At 38.6% G+C, this 17,830-nt stretch carries 19 protein-coding genes and 1 tRNA gene; 8 read left to right on the forward strand and 12 right to left on the reverse strand.

The genetic code is table 11. The annotated features are described in order from the left end of the window. Positions 1–25: 25 nt before the first annotated feature. Entirely contained in the window at positions 26–1,006 is a 981-nt protein-coding gene (locus B3H30_RS19685) for a 3-keto-disaccharide hydrolase (protein WP_070562993.1), read from the forward strand. Between the two features lie 39 nt (positions 1,007–1,045). On the opposite strand, the gene B3H30_RS19690 is transcribed toward B3H30_RS19685, so the two are convergent. Both B3H30_RS19690 and B3H30_RS19695 read right to left on the reverse strand, forming a co-directional pair. Continuing rightward, complete coding sequence (locus B3H30_RS19690) at positions 1,046–1,339, reverse strand: Smr/MutS family protein (RefSeq protein WP_286834803.1); 294 nt, start codon at positions 1,337–1,339, stop codon at positions 1,046–1,048. Between the two features lie 45 nt (positions 1,340–1,384). After that, a complete protein-coding gene (locus B3H30_RS19695) occupies positions 1,385–1,804 on the reverse strand; it encodes a hypothetical protein (protein WP_070562989.1) in 420 nt (139 codons plus the stop codon). Between the two features lie 285 nt (positions 1,805–2,089). On the opposite strand from B3H30_RS19695, the gene B3H30_RS19700 reads away from it, so the two are divergent. Further along, complete coding sequence (locus B3H30_RS19700; protein ID WP_139144919.1) at positions 2,090–3,073, forward strand: hypothetical protein; 984 nt, start codon at positions 2,090–2,092, stop codon at positions 3,071–3,073. Positions 3,074–3,233: 160 nt separating this feature from the next. Beyond that, positions 3,234–3,980 (forward strand): copper homeostasis protein CutC, encoded by a 747-nt coding sequence (locus B3H30_RS19705; protein ID WP_070562983.1) that lies wholly within the window; start codon positions 3,234–3,236, stop codon positions 3,978–3,980. Between the two features lie 33 nt (positions 3,981–4,013). On the opposite strand, the gene B3H30_RS19710 is transcribed toward B3H30_RS19705, so the two are convergent. Continuing rightward, the gene (locus B3H30_RS19710) at positions 4,014–4,193 is read right to left on the reverse strand and encodes a hypothetical protein (RefSeq protein ID WP_046671880.1); all 180 of its coding nucleotides are present in this window, start codon (positions 4,191–4,193) and stop codon (positions 4,014–4,016) included. A 33-nt stretch (positions 4,194–4,226) separates the two neighbouring features. Next, positions 4,227–4,297: transfer RNA gene (locus tag B3H30_RS19715), tRNA-Cys, on the reverse strand. A 449-nt stretch (positions 4,298–4,746) separates the two neighbouring features. On the opposite strand from B3H30_RS19715, the gene B3H30_RS19720 reads away from it, so the two are divergent. The 3 genes from B3H30_RS19720 (at position 4,747) to B3H30_RS19730 (ending at position 7,312) form a co-directional block, all read left to right on the forward strand. Further along, a complete protein-coding gene (locus tag B3H30_RS19720) occupies positions 4,747–5,379 on the forward strand; it encodes a porin family protein (RefSeq protein WP_070562978.1) in 633 nt (210 codons plus the stop codon). Between the two features lie 116 nt (positions 5,380–5,495). Then, positions 5,496–6,632, forward strand: coding sequence for an AI-2E family transporter (locus tag B3H30_RS19725; RefSeq protein ID WP_083295825.1), 1,137 nt, complete (start codon positions 5,496–5,498; stop codon positions 6,630–6,632). A gap of 53 nt (positions 6,633–6,685) precedes the next feature. Beyond that, positions 6,686–7,312, forward strand: coding sequence for an outer membrane beta-barrel protein (locus B3H30_RS19730; protein WP_070562975.1), 627 nt, complete (start codon positions 6,686–6,688; stop codon positions 7,310–7,312). A gap of 213 nt (positions 7,313–7,525) precedes the next feature. On the opposite strand, the gene rpsJ is transcribed toward B3H30_RS19730, so the two are convergent. The 4 genes from rpsJ to rpsL form a co-directional block, all read right to left on the reverse strand. Next, complete coding sequence (rpsJ, locus tag B3H30_RS19735) at positions 7,526–7,831, reverse strand: 30S ribosomal protein S10 (protein ID WP_028070501.1); 306 nt, start codon at positions 7,829–7,831, stop codon at positions 7,526–7,528. A 78-nt stretch (positions 7,832–7,909) separates the two neighbouring features. After that, positions 7,910–10,033: an elongation factor G gene (gene fusA, locus B3H30_RS19740; RefSeq protein WP_070562972.1), complete on the reverse strand. Its 2,124-nt coding sequence runs from the start codon at positions 10,031–10,033 to the stop codon at positions 7,910–7,912. A gap of 131 nt (positions 10,034–10,164) precedes the next feature. Then, positions 10,165–10,632 carry a 30S ribosomal protein S7 gene (gene rpsG / locus B3H30_RS19745; RefSeq protein WP_046671863.1) on the reverse strand — a complete coding sequence of 156 codons (468 nt, stop codon included), beginning with the start codon at positions 10,630–10,632 and terminating at the stop codon, positions 10,165–10,167. Between the two features lie 19 nt (positions 10,633–10,651). After that, positions 10,652–11,065 carry a 30S ribosomal protein S12 gene (gene rpsL, locus B3H30_RS19750; RefSeq protein ID WP_002993550.1) on the reverse strand — a complete coding sequence of 138 codons (414 nt, stop codon included), beginning with the start codon at positions 11,063–11,065 and terminating at the stop codon, positions 10,652–10,654. Between the two features lie 596 nt (positions 11,066–11,661). On the opposite strand from rpsL, the gene B3H30_RS19755 reads away from it, so the two are divergent. After that, positions 11,662–12,069, forward strand: coding sequence for a hypothetical protein (locus B3H30_RS19755; protein ID WP_286834804.1), 408 nt, complete (start codon positions 11,662–11,664; stop codon positions 12,067–12,069). Between the two features lie 121 nt (positions 12,070–12,190). On the opposite strand, the gene rnr is transcribed toward B3H30_RS19755, so the two are convergent. The 3 genes from rnr to fsa form a co-directional block, all read right to left on the reverse strand. Further along, on the reverse strand, positions 12,191–14,323 hold the full coding sequence (rnr, locus tag B3H30_RS19760; protein WP_070562969.1) for a ribonuclease R: 2,133 nt from the start codon (positions 14,321–14,323) through the stop codon (positions 12,191–12,193). Positions 14,324–14,579: 256 nt separating this feature from the next. Beyond that, positions 14,580–15,008, reverse strand: a complete 429-nt coding sequence (locus B3H30_RS19765) for a Fur family transcriptional regulator (RefSeq protein ID WP_046671865.1) — start codon at positions 15,006–15,008, stop codon at positions 14,580–14,582. A gap of 266 nt (positions 15,009–15,274) precedes the next feature. Beyond that, a complete protein-coding gene (gene fsa / locus B3H30_RS19770) occupies positions 15,275–15,934 on the reverse strand; it encodes a fructose-6-phosphate aldolase (RefSeq protein WP_070562966.1) in 660 nt (219 codons plus the stop codon). Positions 15,935–16,115: 181 nt separating this feature from the next. Between fsa and B3H30_RS19775 the strand changes: the two genes are divergently transcribed. Next, positions 16,116–17,336 carry an MFS transporter gene (locus tag B3H30_RS19775; RefSeq protein ID WP_070562963.1) on the forward strand — a complete coding sequence of 407 codons (1,221 nt, stop codon included), beginning with the start codon at positions 16,116–16,118 and terminating at the stop codon, positions 17,334–17,336. Here B3H30_RS19775 and B3H30_RS19780 read toward each other — a convergent pair. Then, a complete protein-coding gene (locus tag B3H30_RS19780) occupies positions 17,322–17,765 on the reverse strand; it encodes a retropepsin-like aspartic protease (RefSeq protein ID WP_070563232.1) in 444 nt (147 codons plus the stop codon). The genes B3H30_RS19775 and B3H30_RS19780 overlap by 15 nt on opposite strands. Positions 17,766–17,830 lie beyond the last annotated feature (65 nt).

Below are 17,830 nucleotides of genomic sequence, written 5' to 3' on the forward strand. Positions count from 1 at the left end.
CAATTAGAATATAAACATAAATAATATGAACAGAAAAGCGGCATTTCTTTTAGGAATTTTGGCCTCTTGTGCATTACCGCAAGTAACCTTTGCTAAACATTCAATCGGAGAATCCATCCATTATCAACAAGACGTAGAAGGCAAAGAGCTGATTGGTCGATGGGACATCGAAGTTGATATTAATGGTACCCCTGCACCATCTTGGTTGGAGGTAAAATTGTCGGGCTATAGAACTTTAGTCGGTCATTATGTGAGTACTTCCGGAAGTGCTCGGCCAGTTTCGCAGGTGTTTTATGAGAAAGGAAAGTTTAGATTTGCTATCCCACCTCAATGGGAAGGCGGAAAGATGAATCTAAGTGTTGAAGGCGAGGTTGTAAACGGTGTATTGCAAGGGACAATAACAGAGCCTGATGGGAAAACATATCGCTTTAAAGGTGTTCGTGCTCCGGAGCTGAAGCGAACAGCTGCAGTAAAATGGGGGAAGCCCAATCAGCTGTTCAACGGCAAGGATCTGTCAGGATGGAAAGCTACCGGTAAAACGAATCAGTGGGTGGTGAAAAACGGAATTTTGACTAGCCCGCAATCTGGTTCTAATTTGGTCTCTGAGCAAAAATTTGAAGATTTTAAATTACATGTTGAATTTAAAATTCCAGCAGGAAGTAATAGTGGTGTCTATTTAAGAGGCCGTTATGAGGTTCAGATAGAAGATAGTCCAAAAGACGCACATCCTAATGCCGTACTTTTTGCGGGCGTCTATGGTTTCCTTGCAGCAAATGAGATGGTGAACAAAGGGGCCGGAGAATGGCAGACCTATGATATTACATTGGTAGGGCGTCTAGTGACGGTTGTGGCAAACGGAAAGACTGTTATCAGTAACCAAGAAATCCCTGGTATAACGGGCGGTGCTTTGGATAGTAAAGAGGCAGAGCCGGGACCAATTTATTTCCAAGGGGATCATGGTCCCGTGGAATTCCGAAAAGTGATTATTACTCCAGCTATTAAATAGCATAACATGATACAAAGGCTATCTGAAAAGGTAGCCTTTTTAAATCCCTATGACAACGACTACAATATCTTCATTCTGGTAGGAGGTGTAATAGCGCTCAATGGAGCCATGAGTCTTGTACTCTTGCAACTCTTCAAAAACCATTTTTTTTAACATTCCTTTTCCCTTGCCATGAATAAATTTTATTTCGTTCATTTCCCAATAAATAGCTGCGTCTAGATTAGATCGCATAAAATCCATGGATTCTTGTAAGAGCTCCTCTGGCGAATAATCTTCCCAATCTTCAAGGAAAGTATCGGTGTGTAAGTCTACGATAGCTGGTGGTTTGCGCATTTCTCAATATTTTACAATGCTGCAAAAGTATAATAAAACGGCGACTTAATAGGTTAAGTCACCAACAAAATCAATCGCTTGGGCAAATTTTTCATACCATTTTTTGATAATAGCTGCAATTTCATACTCTTCCTCATCGGCATGGTTGAGCATGAGTAACTCGATCGATTGGAGTAGCTGTTTGAGATCTAGAAAATAACCGTCGAAATCCCGGAACGCAGACACAGTATCCCGAATTAGCAGCATGGAATCATGTCGAAGTGTAATCATATCATGACGTGAAGATATTCGGTCCAGCAACCATTCCTTTTGGAAATTGGAGTCAATATGTCTGTTGCAAGCCTGATTAAAAAGCAATTCAAATTCAACAATTTGATGTTTCAGGTCATATATAGCTTTTTGGAGCTCTTCAAAAGTACTGATGATCTTTTCTTGGGTCTCCATGTTTTTTGATATAATTGCCATGATATTTTACTTAAAAATGTATGCGCTTGGTTTTTAGTTATTTAAATAAAAGCATGTAAGGTATATACAAATAGTTCAGCCGAATGTTTTACATTTCTAAAATTCGGTTATGATTTTTGTATATAAAAGAAGAGACTGAGCTTAAAACGGAACTGAGTTTTTTTGGTTTTTGGTCCCGTTTTCAAATCGTAGATTTTTTTTGAAACCTAATTTATTTAATACTATTTAATTTTAAGTATATTTAATATGCTGTATTGCAGCCAATGCAGTGTAAATGTATTAACTATGTTAGCATCTAGTTTTGTTGATTTCTTTAAGAAGAGGATGTCCTATGTCCTTTTTTTAGCATTGCTATTGGTATGCAGCTTGCCCATGTGTCATGGCCAATATAAGCTGAAAGATTCTACAAAATTTATAAACGATCAGTTGCCCAGGTATCTCGGAAGAATGGGGAAGATTAAGTCTAGAAATTATCCCCTAGGTGGTCGTGAAGCAATCTTGCGAATATTACTGAAAGACTATTACGTGTATAGATTGGTGTCAGGAGAGGATAGTATGGATAGGGAACGTTATCCTGCTTTATGGAATTCTCTTTCGATACAAACATTTAAAACGCTAAATACGCGTGATATGTTTAGTTACTGTATGCTTGCACCTGAGTTTGAGATGCAAAATTGTGGTTCCTTGGGGCGCTTGAAAGGTCAATACATATTTGGAGTCTATTATCGAGGGGACATACCGCTGGAATATTGGAGCAATAGACAGTTGGTTGCTTTGCATGGAAGTAGAGATTCTGTTGTACGATATATGGACCAGATGTGGCCTACACTCGATTTCATTGGTGAGAATACCAAAGATTTAGCGGTTGAATTGATGATGTGGGAGTTGATACCAAAGGTGTTGGATAAGTTGGTACTGGCGCCAACGGACAATGATCTGTATGCTCTATTGGTACAAATAATGATGCGTCTGAAATTCAAACCTTTTGAAGATTCTGCTATTTATGAGCAATTGTATGGTCCGACATCTTATATAGGAAGTCGAATTGAAAGCAATGCAGAAAATCGGAATGACATCATGAAACTCGCGCGGGAATGTTTTGAAACGCTAAATACATCGCCTGGCTTCCAATTGCCAACTTATATTAAACGGGAGCGTTTCTTAGACCCTCCTTCTTCAAGGGAGCTGTCAGGTGGCATGAGTACCTCAAAAGGACCAGATTGGAAGTGGAAAAAAGTAGAGTTACATCATTATAAGCTAAAGTTGTAGATCTTTGTCTAGAAGCAAAATTTACCATGAAGGTAAAGTATCTTTTTAACTGTAGTCTTTTCTAAAGCTTATACTAGTTTGACCATAAGTAGGGGAGTAGGTTATTTCCTTTTTTTTTACGTTATTCGCGTAAACGAAAAATAGCTTAAGATATAATATAATGAAGGAAAAGGCAATTGGAAATTACCAACTAGAAATCTGTTCAAATTCCGTAGCATCTGCAATTGAAGCCGAACAAGGAGGTGCGAGCAGGGTAGAGTTTTGTCAAAATTTGGAAAACGGAGGGACTACACCTTCGTTTGGTCAGTTGCAATTAGTGCGGAAACTGGTAAATATTGGTATTCATGTGCTTATCAGGCCACGTGGAGGTGATTTTCTTTATACAGAGACCGAGATCTTAGAAATGATAGCAGATATTCAGTTGTGCAAGGAATTGGGGATAGATGGTGTTGTAATAGGTATGCTGAACGCAGATGGTACGGTGGATAAAGTGAATACTTTGCGATTGGTGGAAGCAGCGCGTCCGATGCATGTTACCTTTCATCGTGCTTTTGATCGCGTGGAAGATCCTTTTCAGGCATTGGAAGATGTCATTGAACTGGGGATAGATCGTATTTTGACATCTGGTCTGCAAAATTCTGCTTTAGCTGGAGCTCCATTACTCAAACAGTTGGTTCAACAAGCAAATGGCCGTGTTGTAATTATGCCTGGTGCAGGTGTCGATGCAGCTAATATAGTTCATATTTTAGAGCAAACTGGTGCAGTTGCAATACATAGCTCAGCGAAAGAATTGCATGTGTCGAAGATGAGGTTTAACCAGAGTCAGGTCAATGGAATGGATGAGGCACAGTGGATTAGCTCAAAAGAAAAAGTCCACCAAATGGTGGACCTATTAAAAAGCCTTTAAAGTAGTACTTTAAAGGCTATTAAATTCTTCTTACTACTTAGCTTCTGAAGCTAATTGATTTAAGATAGCATCGTTTTTAACGATTTGGTTGCTAGCTTTCATTTTTGATCTAGAACCTAACTCTACGTTAGTTCCTAATTTCAAAAACTGAACTTCAACACGTGAAACAGTTTTATTTCTTCTATCTTTTCTTTTTAAACGTGTAACTCCCATTTTGATAATATTTTTATTGTTTAAAATAAAACGAGGTCGGAAGCGGATTCGAACCGCTGTAGGAGGTTTTGCAGACCTCAGCCTAGCCACTCGGCCATCCGACCCTATTTTTTTCCTTTTGAAGGTCTGCAAAAATAAAACTTATAATTGGAATTAAAAAATCTTTATGATAAAACTTTTATGTTTTTAAGCATTGGTCTGAAAACCAAGCTGGTATTTTGCTGTGTGATCCTTTGAGCGATAGTCAGCAGCAACATACCGGAGGGTTTTCAGCTTGGGATAACCAAGACGTTTTTGATAAAGCACTTTCCTCGGTAAAATCAAACACCGAATCCCTTGCAGCTCGCCATCAGATTGAAATAATACGCCAATCACTGTATCTTTTAAAGGACAATGCTAAATCGTGAAAAGATACTTTTTTGTGATGTTTTACTTTGTAAATTAAAGGCTTATGGATTTTGGAATAGATATTGCAAATGGGAATGTAATAAATCTCATACAGGAAATTATGAGATTAAGTGATAAAAGAAGAAAGTAAATTAAATTAGGAAACATGAAAAAACTATTATTATCTGCAGCAATTTTATTTGGTTCATTAGGAGCCTTTGCACAAGGTGGATTGGGATATGGACTACGTGCGGGGGTAAATATTCCTAAATATTCATTTGAAAATGGAAGTTCTGAATCTAACACGGGTTTTTTTGTAACGGGTTATTTAGATGCACCTATTTCTCCAAACTTTTCCATCCAACCGGGGTTGTCTTTGCAAAATAAAGGTGGTAAATATACAGCAACTTCTGATAACGCTACAGGTGAGTTAAAACAAAGTATAATGTCTTTGGATATCCCTGTAAATGCGGTTGCTAAATTTCCTACGGGAGGATCTGGTAATTTCTTTATTGGAGCTGGCCCTTACGTGGGATTTGCACTTAGTGGTAAAAATAAATTTGAGGCAAGTTCAAATAATGCTAGTGTAAAAAGAGAATGGGATGTAAAATTTGGTAGTGGAGATGGTGATGAATTAAAACGTACCGATTTCGGTATAAACTTCTTGGCAGGCTATCAATTATCAAACGGTTTTCAGATTAATGCTGGTTACGGACTTGGTTTAACTAATTTATCTCCAGTATCTAACCTTTCAACGAAAAACCGTGTTTGGTCTGTGGGTATCGGTTTCGGACTATAAGAAATATAAGTACTTAAACTTATTATGAGGAAAGAGTCCCTGCATTTGTGGGGACTTTTTTATTGGATTAAACTTAAGTCAACCGAAATTGTTATTTTTATTCAAAAGATTGCTGCATGAAAAGATTTCTTCCTTTACCCTTTTATGTTAAACTTGTCAGTGTATTGATCAGTATACTTTTATTGGGATATTTGGCAAAGATCGGAGATACCATACTTATTCCCATGATTTTGGGCTTGTTGTTTTCGCTGCTGCTGATTCCGTTAAGTAATTTTTTGGAGCGAAAGCTGCGGTTCCCAAGGACATTGGCTGGCATATTGAGCGTTATTTTATTTTTCGGTGTGTTAGGTTACGGACTTTTTCTATTAGCTTCTCAGCTTACACTCCTTAAAGAAGATTTCCCGGCTTTTAAGCAACAGATTATGGATGGTGTGGGCAATTTACAGACTTGGGTGAGCCAGCAGTTTGGAATACAGCATAAAGATCAGATTGATTTTATTAATAAAACAGCATCAAAATCCGTTGATTCGGGAACTTTATTTTTAGGTACTGCATTGGTTTCCCTGTCGTCGATGTTTATTCTGTTTGTCTTTACCTTTCTTTACACATTCTTCTTACTGATATATAGGGGACATATTGTCAAGTTTCTTTTATTTGTCAACCGTATAGAGGACCGACCTATTGTCCTGGACGTCGTTCAACAGGTTCAGTATGTCGTCAAAAAATATCTTATTGGCCTACTGATCCAAATGAGCTTGGTTTCCCTTTTGGTCTTTATTGTCCTTTCTTTAATTGGGGTAAAATACAGTCTGCTTTTGGCATTGATTACTGGCGTATTCAATGTGTTGCCTTATGTTGGTATTTTCTCCTCAATGCTCATCATTGCCATTCTGACGTTTGCAACATCTTCTTTTACCCATGTCGTCCTGGTCATCATCGCCCTCATTATTATACATATGATCGACAGCAACTTTATTGTCCCTAAGATTGTGGGTTCTAAGGTGAAAGTTAATTCGCTGTTTGCTATGCTCTCCATTATTATTGGCGAAATGGTATGGGGTATTTCCGGTATGTTTTTGGCGATTCCTATTTTGGCGATTGTCAAAATTATAATGGACCGCATTAAGGAGTTAAAACCTTGGGGATTTCTTTTAGGGGAAGAAGATAGTAAGGATGACGTTTACAATGATATGTACGCGACCTTGCACCATGAACTTCCCCCTTCGACTGAAATTGATAAAGAAGCCGAATAGTTTTTTTATTACTTTTGCCCGCTATCTCAAGCATAGCGAATAAAAGTAATTATATGAAGAGAATATTATTAACCACATTTGCCATTGTGGGAATGACAACCGGGCTTCAGGCTCAAATGTCTTTCGGCCTTCGTACGGCAGCCAATTTTGCAAAGGAAGTGAGATATTCAAGCTATGGAAGCTCGGCCTATCCTGCCATTACAAGATTACATGTAGAAGCATATGTAGAGCTTGCATTGCGTAATAATTTTGCTTTGCAACCTGGTGTGGCTCTTCAACAGACAGGATCCAAAATGAGTACAGGTTCGCAAAATGGTGAAATTTTGATGGATGGCTGGCGTAAGGTACAATATCTTGAAGTCCCTTTAAACTTAATGTATTACTTTCCTCAAAATAATTTTGGACAATTTTTTCTAGCTGGGGGACCATATACAAGTGTTGCAATCTCTGGGAAAGAGAAATTTTCTAGGACTGTAGAAGAAATTCAGTTTGGGACTAGAAAAAATAGCAATGAGATGAAGAAATATGATGCTGGATTAAATTTTTTAGCGGGATTTAAATTAACAAATGGCTTTTCGGTGCATGGCGGATATGGGTTAGGTCTTTTAGATATCAAGCTAGATGATAAGATTAGTACCTATAATCGTGTATTTTCAATCGGACTTGGTTATCAGCTATAATTTTAATTGGTCGAAAAATGTCTTTCACCTCATGTTTTGGATTTATTAGTTTCATGAGGAATATTTGCGCAAACAAAACCTTCATCATTCCGCGGACAGCAACAGAAATGGAAGCCGACTGAAGGTTTCTTTCTGGCTAATAATATCAGACACATTCACAAAAAAAGGGCTTTTCTTCCGAAAGGCCCTTTCTTTTTCAGTGATTGAAATCTATCACACTTTGATTTCTACTTCAACACCTGAAGGTAATTCAAGTTTCATCAATGCGTCAACAGTTTTAGCGTTTGATGAATAGATATCCAACAATCTTTTGTAAGCACATAATTGGAATTGCTCACGTGCTTTTTTGTTAACGTGTGGTGAACGTAATACCGTGTAGATTTTTTTCTCAGTAGGCAATGGAATAGGACCACTAACAACTGCACCTGTAGGTTTTACTGTTTTTACGATTTTTTCAGCTGATTTGTCAACCAAATTGTAATCGTAAGATTTCAATTTAATTCTGATTCTTTGGCTCATAGTATATGATATTATTTAAAAATGACCGCTGATTAGAGCTATTAACAACCAGCGGTCGGTTTATTTTTGAGTTCTATATTATTCTACAGAACCTTTGATTTTACCTTTTGATTTTGCAATCACCTCATCAGCAACGTTACGAGGAGCTTCTTCGAAGTGATCAAATTCCATCGTAGATGTTGCACGACCTGAAGTGATTGTACGTAATTGCGTTACGTAACCGAACATCTCAGAAAGTGGAACCAATGCTCTGATTACCTGTACACCGTTACGTGAATCCAAACCTTGCATTTGACCACGACGACGGTTTAAGTCACCCATTACATCACCCATGTTTTCTTCTGGTGTTAAAACCTCTATTTTCATAATTGGTTCCATTAACACTGGAGAACATTTAGGCAAGCCTTCACGGTATGCTTGACGAGCAGCTAATTCGAAAGACAATGAATCTGAATCGACAGCGTGGAATGAACCATCAATCAAACGAACTTTCATTCCTGATAATGGGAATCCTGCTAATACACCATTTTTCATTGAAGTTTCAAATCCTTTTTGAACTGAAGGGATAAATTCTTTAGGGATTTTACCACCAACGATTTCATTAACGAATTGAAGCGGTGATTTTGTTAAATCGAAATCTTCGTCCGCTGGAGAAATAACAACTTTGATATCCGCGAATTTACCACGACCACCGGATTGTTTTTTGAATACCTCACGGTGCTCAGTAGTACCGTTGATAGACTCTTTGTATGATACTTGAGGAGCACCTTGGTTAACCTCTACTTTAAATTCACGTTTCAAACGGTCGATCAAGATCTCTAAGTGAAGCTCACCCATACCAGAGATAACTGTTTGACCAGTTTCTTCGTCAGTTTTTACAACGAATGTAGGATCCTCTTCAGCCAATTTACCAAGACCAATACCTAATCTATCAACGTCAGCTTGAGTTTTAGGCTCGATCGCCAAACCAATTACTGGTTCAGGGAAAGTCATAGATTCAAGAACGATAGGTGCTTTTTCGTCACAAAGAGTGTCTCCAGTTTTGATGTCTTTGAAACCTACAACAGCACCGATATCACCAGCCTCGATGAAAGGGATCGGGTTTTGTTTGTTTGCGTGCATTTGGAAGATACGAGAGATACGCTCTTTGTTTCCTGAACGTGTGTTCAATACATAAGAACCTGCATCTAACTTACCAGAGTAAGCACGGATAAAACATAAACGACCTACGAATGGGTCAGTCGCAATTTTGAAACCTAAAGCTGCGAAAGGTTCGTTTACAGATGGTTTACGGAAAATCTCTTCACCTGTATCCGGGTTAGTACCTTTTACAGCTTCTACATCAAGCGGTGAAGGCAATAATTCCATGACCAAATCCAACATAGTTTGAACACCTTTGTTTTTGAAAGATGAACCACAAACCATAGGAACGATAGAGTTATCCAATACAGCTGCGCGTAATGCATTTAAGATCTCGCGCTCAGTCAATGAATCTGGATCTTCGAAGAATTTCTCCATCAAAGTCTCATCATAACCAGCTACTGCTTCCAATAATTTCTCACGGTATTCAGCAACTTCGTCCAACATATCATCAGGAATAGGAACTTCAGTGAAAGTCATTCCTTTGTCGTGTTCGTTCCAAACGATACCACGGTTGTTGATCAAGTCAACTACACCTTTAAAACTATCTTCAGCACCGATAGGCAATTGCAAAGCAACTGCATCAGAACCTAACATATCTTTAACTTGTTTTACAACTTTCAAGAAGTCAGCTCCTGAACGGTCCATTTTGTTAACGAAACCGATACGAGGTACTTTATACCCATCAGCTAAACGCCAGTTTGTTTCAGATTGAGGCTCAACACCATCAACAGCTGAAAACAAGAATACTAATCCGTCTAGTACACGTAATGAACGGTTTACCTCAACCGTGAAATCCACGTGTCCAGGAGTATCGATTACGTTTACTTGGTATTTGTTGTTACGGTAGTTCCAGAATACTGTTGTAGCAGCAGAAGTAATCGTGATACCACGCTCAGCTTCTTGCTCCATCCAGTCCATTGTAGAAGCACCTTCGTGAACTTCACCAATTTTGTGGTTTACACCTGAGTAGTAAAGGATACGCTCAGTTGTTGTAGTTTTACCAGCATCAATGTGGGCAGCGATACCGATATTTCTAGTGAATTTTAAATCTCTTGCCATAATATTTTTAAGCAGCGGACCTTAATGGTCTTATGTGTTTAAATGTAATGTTAAATAAGTACACCGACCTTGATAAAAGATTGTTTTTATCGGAGGTCGGTGTAATCATATTTTTTTGAATGTCTTCAAAATTAGAATCTGAAGTGTGAGAACGCTTTGTTAGCTTCCGCCATTTTGTGCGTATCTTCTTTCTTCTTAACAGCAGCACCTTCACCTTTAGAAGCTGAAATGATTTCTCCTGCTAATTTTTCGAACATTGTTTTTTCACCACGTTTACGAGCGTATGAAATTAACCATTTCATACCCAAAGCGATTTTACGATCTGGACGAACTTCCATAGGAACTTGGAAGTTAGCACCACCAACACGGCGTGATTTAACTTCAACAGCAGGCATAACGTTGTTCAAAGCTTTTTTCCAAGCTTCTAAACCGCTTTCTTGTGTTTTTTGTTCTACTAATTCTACTGCATCGTAAAAAATAGAATAAGCGATAGATTTTTTACCATCCACCATCATATTGTTTACGAAACGTGTTACCTGAACGTCATTAAACTTTGGATCAGGTAAAATGATTCTCTTTTTCGGTTTTGACTTTCTCATTTTTCTTTCCTCCGTTTAATTATTTCTTTTTACCTTTTGCTGGAGCTGCAGCTGCTTGTCCTGGTTTAGGACGCTTAGTTCCGTATTTAGAACGACGTTGGTTACGACCTGCTACACCTGAAGTATCTAATGCACCACGGATGATGTGGTAACGTACACCTGGTAAATCCTTAACACGACCACCACGAATCAATACGATCGAGTGCTCTTGTAAGTTGTGACCTTCTCCAGGGATGTAAGCGTTGACCTCTTTTCCGTTTGTTAAACGTACACGAGCTACTTTACGCATTGCTGAGTTTGGTTTTTTAGGGGTAGTAGTATATACACGTGTACATACACCTCTTCGCTGTGGACATGAGTCCAACGCTGGTGACTTACTCTTATCAACCAGAGCTACTCTACCTTTTCTAACTAATTGTTGAATAGTAGGCATTTACCTGTTTTTGTTTATAAATTTTGTACCTTAAATATTTTAAGTTCGCAAAGATACTGATTCTCTTTTGAATATGAAATAGTTAGTGTATAAAATTTAGATTATTTTTTGAATTGGCGCTGCTCTTTTCTGGAATATACCCATGCCCTTCTTTATTACCTCTTCATGCTTCTTTATTATCTCACTATCCTAATGACCTGGTCGCCCTCTCCGGGATGTTTAGCCTGTAGTCCAACATCTTCATCATTTGTACGCTTCCACTATCAAACTAATTTGTCAGCCACTTATGCTGTCATATGTTGCCAAAATCGAAGAGATAACTCCTTATGCTTGGTTGTACAAAAATATAGACGATTTTAGGGGGGGCGAATAGCCACTCAATGGGGTGAATAGGTTTTTTCTTATATCTGCCGTAAGCTGTTCTTTCTCTGTGGAATATTCTTTAAAAACAGCCTTTTTTCAAAATTTCTCTTCTACTGGTTTCTGAGTATATTGCCTGCTTTGCCTGTTTTTGCGTTCTGTTTGGCAAAGCGTTTGATAAAAACGTATAAATATTTAGTAGAAACAAATTAATGTATTCAAGTTATAAAATCAAAATGAAATTAATGTATGCAGTGGTATTGGCCTTGGTCACTTTCGCTTTTGTTGGATGTTCAAAGGACAAAGATGAACCTATCCAAACAGGTGGTAGCATCGATGCAGCTGTAGGTACGTATAAAGGTAAATTGGATCTATCAAACACAACTGGTCCTATGTTTGATAAAATCGTGACGGTTACAAAAGTATCTGACAACACACTCAAAGTTGAGATCGGGGACAAAGCATTAAAAATACCAACGAAAGAATTTAAGGTTATTAATAATATGAATGTATCGATTCAAACAGCAGGTGTTTCTCCCGAAGGAACATTCTTGTTTGTTGTAAAAAATAAGACCCTTCTTTGCCAGGGAGAGAAAACAAGTGCAACAGAAGTCTTTTATACTTTCGAAGGAACGAAACAATAACTTTTTGTTTCTTATTCCAATGAAAAAGCGGTATTGACTAAATTCAATACCGCTTTTTCATGTCTTAAATCCGATTGGGTACGTTTAATAAGCTCGTTGGACCAGTTATGGTGGTTTTATATTAAGACAATAACGTAAAATCAATCTGCCGTTTATCCAGATCTACTTTCTTTACCCGGATTTGCACCTCATCACCCAACTGGAATTTCTTTTTCTTCCGTTGACCAATAATGGCATAGTTCTTTTCATCAAGTACGTAAAAGTCATCGGTGATATCCCGCAGCCTGACCATACCCTCACATTTATTCTCTTCAATCTCCACATACATACCCCATTCTGTAACACCTGAGACAATACCTGTATATTCAGTGCCAATCTGATCCTGCAAGTATTCGGCCTGTTTGTATTTGATCGATGCACGTTCGGCTTCAGCTGCTTTTTTCTCCATTTGGGAAGAATGCTCGGCCATCTTCTCATAATGTTCCGCATTGATTTTGGTACCTCCCTCCAGATAGAATTGTAAAAGACGGTGTACCATCACATCGGGATAACGACGGATAGGAGAGGTGAAATGAGTATAATAATCAAATGCAAGTCCATAGTGACTTGTCTTCTTTGTCGTATAGATCGCTTTGGCCATCGAACGTACCGCAAGTGAAGTCAGCATATTTTGCTCTTTGCTACCTTCTATCTTCGTCATCAGCGCATTTAAAGATTTCGCTGTTTCCTTATCCGTTTTGATGGTCAATTTATGACCAAACCGCGCTGCAAATTGAGAGAACGTCGTCAGCGTCTCCGGATTAGGTACATCGTGGAACCGGTATACAAAAGTAAGCTTGTTTTTTCCACGGCCTTGTTTGCCAATAAACTCGGCAACCTTACGGTTCGCCAATAACATAAAATCTTCAATCAGCTTGTGCGCATCTTTACGGACTTTGGTATATACCCCTGTAGGTTTGCCATTTTCATCCAAAGTGAATTTTACCTCTTCACTTTCAAAGGCTATTGCACCATTCTTAAATTTACGCTCCCGCAGAATATAAGCCAGTTCATTTAATTTTAGGATCTCTTCACTGAAATCACCCGATTTCGTTTCGATCACCTCCTGTGCTTCTTCATAACTGAAACGTCGGTCCGAATGGATAATCGTACGGCCGAACCATTGATCATGCACATTGGCTTTTTCGTCCAATTCAAAAACAGCCGAAAAACAAAGTTTATCTTCATGCGGACGTAGCGAACAGACACCATTGGAAAGACGCTCCGGAAGCATCGGGATAACACGGTCCACCAAATAGACCGATGTACCACGGTTAAATGCTTCTTTGTCCAATTCTGTATCGGGTATCACAAAATGCGAAACATCCGCAATGTGAACACCGATTTCATAGTTGCCATTCTCTAATTTTTGAAAAGAGATGGCATCATCGAAATCTTTTGCATCCGCGGGGTCAATGGTAAAGGTTGTAATGTTTCTAAAATCACGCCGCTTGGCAATTTCCTCCTTGCTTATTTCTTCTGGAATTTTATTCGCTTCATCCTCTACTTTTTTAGGGAACTCCAATGGGAAACCATAGTCGGCCAAAATAGCGTTCATCTCGGTGTTATTTTCCCCTTTGGTGCCCAAGACATGTTTAACCGTTCCAACAGGATTCTTGCTCCCGCTTGGCCAGTCGATAATCGACACGACCACTTTTTCTTTGTCCTTGGCTCCATTCAGATTGTCCAAAGGAATAAAAATGTCGTGTAGCATCTTGCGGTCATCCGCAATAAAAAAAGCAAAATTGTTGGAGATGCTGATTGTTCCCGTGAAATCAGTCTTGGCCCTTTGCAGAATTTCAACGACTTCACCCTCTTTTTTGCGGCCACCTTTTCTTTTTTCGAAGGTATGGACCTTGACAATATCGCCATGGAGTGCCTGTCTAAGTTTCCGTGGAGCGATATAAATATCATTTTCAAATTCGTCATCCGGAATTACATAGGCAGAACCATCGGCGGTCATATCTACTTTCCCTGTGACATACACTTTGAGTTGCTTCAAATTAAATTTGCCTCGATCCACCTCAATAAAAAGCCCATTCCTTACATTGTCATGTAAAATATCGGCGATAGCGACTTTCGAGTCGTTATCGTTGAGGTTCAATTTTGACGAAACTTGTTTATAGTTGAGGGGCTTATTACCCGATTTTTCGAAAATATCGATAATCAGTTGTGTTAACACCTCTTTATATGGATTTTCTTTTCTTGTTTTCATTCACTTATTATTTATTATTATTCATTTACATTGGTCTTTTACAGCCCAATGGATCCTTTGACTGGCTACGATAATGGATTTCAAAAAAACAGTCTTTACCACAGATTACGAGCGCTGTACATCAAGATCGATGCCAATACAATATACGAAAAAAACTGCATTTGACAGGACAATAAGGAGCTAAACGGAGCACCTTCCGATAGCCAATGTAAAGACAGTTCAGCCGAAAAATAGTTTTGGATTGGTACAGCCTGATTTACTTTTTGCAATGATTACACACTCCAAGTGCATTTACTGCGATCGCTTCAAGACTAAAACCTGCTGGGATCGACACCTTTGGTAAGGTCATATCTTCCAGACAGTATACAGAATTGCATACCCGGCAAATAAAATGCACGTGTTGATCATGATGATCATGTTCTGAACAGTTTGTCGAACACATGGCATAAGTCGCTGTACCATGTAGATCAAAGATTTTATGGATAATCCCTTTCTCTTCAAAACTGGCCAATACCCGGTATAATGTGACACGGTCAATATCCTTGCCCAGTAATTTCTCTAGCTCTGGCTGCGAAATTGCCGAGTCTTTCCTCGAAATAATTTCAAGTACCTTCAACCGGGGTTGGGTAACTTTTAAACTATTTCGTTTGAGAATTTCTGGATATACAGTGTTGGAATCTTCCATGGATTTCTTCGTTAAGCCTTAGATCAAATACAAACTAAGAGAAATTTAAACTTATTTGCAAGTTTAAAAACTATCCGACGGATTTATTCATCGTATTTTTTCCCTTTAAATAGATCTGTAAGAAACAGAAACTGAATGTTTCATTTCTCAGAGATCATTTTTACAGTACAAAAATACGGAATCTCTTAAAAATAAGAAAACCGATAAGTTTAAGATTAGTGTCATCTTACCTATCGGTTTTCGTTATTATATGAAATATAGGAATCTTATTTGCCTGCAGCTTTCGCGTGATCAGCTAAGAATGTCGCTAGACCGCTATCTGTCAATGGGTGTTTTAATAAAGCTACAATCGCTGATAATGGACCTGTCATGACATCAGCACCGATTTTAGCACAGCCTAAAATGTGTGCGCTGTGACGTACAGAAGCTGCTAAAATTTGTGTAGGGTAGTTGTAGTTATCATAGATTAAACGAATATCTTCGATCAACGCTAATCCATCTGTAGAGATATCATCCAAACGACCGATAAAAGGAGATACATAAGTTGCCCCAGCTTTAGCAGCCAATAGTGCTTGACCAGCTGTAAATACCAATGTACAATTTGTTTTAATACCTTTTTTGCTGAAATATTTAATTGCTTTTACGCCATCTTTGATCATAGGGACTTTTACAACAATCTTGCTGTCAAGAGCTGCTAAAGCTTCTCCTTCTTTGATCATTTCTTCATAAGTTGTAGAAATAACTTCAGCACTGACATCGCCATCAACGATTGCACAGATCGCTTTATAATGGTTGATTACGTTTTCATCACCGCTAATACCCTCTTTAGCCATTAAACTTGGATTGGTTGTTACCCCGTCTAATACGCCTAAGTCTTGGGCTTCTTTGATTTGCTCTAGGTTCGCTGTGTCAATAAAAAATTTCATTGTATATGTTATTGAATGATAATTGTTTGATTATTCTAATGTTCAAAATAATGACGCAAAGTTATTGATTATATTCCAGTATTGAAGCATTGATTTTCACCTATTGTATCTTTATTTTAGCAAAAAGGAATCTCTTCTCCTAATTTTTTGTTATACTTTTAATATACTATTATCTTTACGTATGCAGGTTTTTCGTTCTCTCCATTATAGAAATTTCCGTTTACATGTTATAGGACAAGCAATTTCCCTTATGGGGACCTGGATGCAGCGAATAGCCATCAGTTGGTTGGTCTATGAATTGACAGGATCAGTGTTTTGGCTTGGTTTTGTTCAGTTTATCTCCCTATTGCCCTCTTTGGTCCTGTCTCCATTTATCGGCAGTTTTGTCGATAAGCACAAAAAGTATAAATTGGTTCTGATGACCCAAATTGGTTTGATGATACAGGCTGGAATCTTGACCTTGGTCGTTTATCTGAAATGGGAGAGTGTCTTATGGCTTTCCATCTTGGGTCTTATACAAGGGGTTATTAATTCCTTGGATGTTTTGGGTCGTCAATCGCTGATGATGTATCTGGTTGGTGACCGTAAAGATCTGCCGAATGCCATTGCCCTGAATTCAACAATTTTCAATGGTGCCCGAATGTTGGGACCTGCAATAGGAGGTATTTTACTGAGTACATACGGTGAACTCGTCTGTTTTGCCCTAAATTTTATCAGTTTTGTTCCGGTCATTATTACATTGTTGATGATGCAGGTCGATGAAACCCATGTTCAACTGAGCAAGGGAAGCAATTGGGAAGGCTTGGTCGAAGGCTTTCGTTACCTCAAACGCTCACCGCATATTGCTTCACTGATTATTATCATGACATTCTCCAGCTTGATCGTTATTCCGTATACCTCGTTGCTACCTGCCATAGCGAAAGAAATGTTTCATGGCGATGAGCGTACGTTTTCCTGGTTTGAAAGTGCCGCCGGCTTGGGTGCAATGATTGGTGCATTTAATATGGCCCGTTTAAAATCGGGCACCAATTTGCGCTATCAGGTGATGGGTGCTGCTGCACTTATGGGAATTGCGTTATTGTTTTTGGCGCATTCAAGTATGCTGCAGATGGCACTCGTCTATGTGATGTTGGTGTCCTTTGCCATGATGATGCAAAACTCAAGTATCAATACCTATATTCAGACGCATGCCATACCAATCTATCGCGCCCGGGCACTCTCGTATTACGTTATGGCTTTTCAGGGAATATTTCCCATTGGGACGTTGATGATCGGTTCCTTAGCGAGTTACAGTGGGCTTCGAATGACATTATACGTCATGGGTGGATTGGGGATATTGATCGCAATCGTATACTATGGCTATCTCCGGCTCCATATCCACAAACGCCTATTTAAGTTTTAATTTCCGGTTTCTTAATTTTAAGGTGCGTTTGGCATAATCAATGACAGCGCCATAGTCTGCAAAAATATCTCCACCCAATACGCCGATCACGGGTTCCAGATCCATCTGCTGATAGGCATAGTTGATCGAGCTTAAATCCAATACCGCCGTATTTAAGTTTTTTATCCGCCATTCACCTATGGTCAGACTCGGAATTTTCATGTTGAAACTCTCCATCGAATTGGTGCCAAGTCCTGTTGATAATGTTTCTGAAGGCTCAAGCTGTAATTGGTCTTCCAAAAGATGGACTAACTGTGTTTTGTCAAATACAGTTTTAGAGGCACCTGTATCAATCACCATCTTGAATGAACGGCTATATAATTCCACATCGACTAAAATATGTGTGCCCTGGCCCTGCAGATCCAGTAATTGAAATGGTACTGTTGTCATATAACCAAACATACCCAAAAAATCCCTTAAAAAAGAAATTTAAGGCCTCTAGCGTATGTTTAAAA

The organism is Sphingobacterium sp. UBA7038 (genome assembly GCF_002494055.1).
Lineage (GTDB): Bacteria > Bacteroidota > Bacteroidia > Sphingobacteriales > Sphingobacteriaceae > Sphingobacterium > Sphingobacterium multivorum.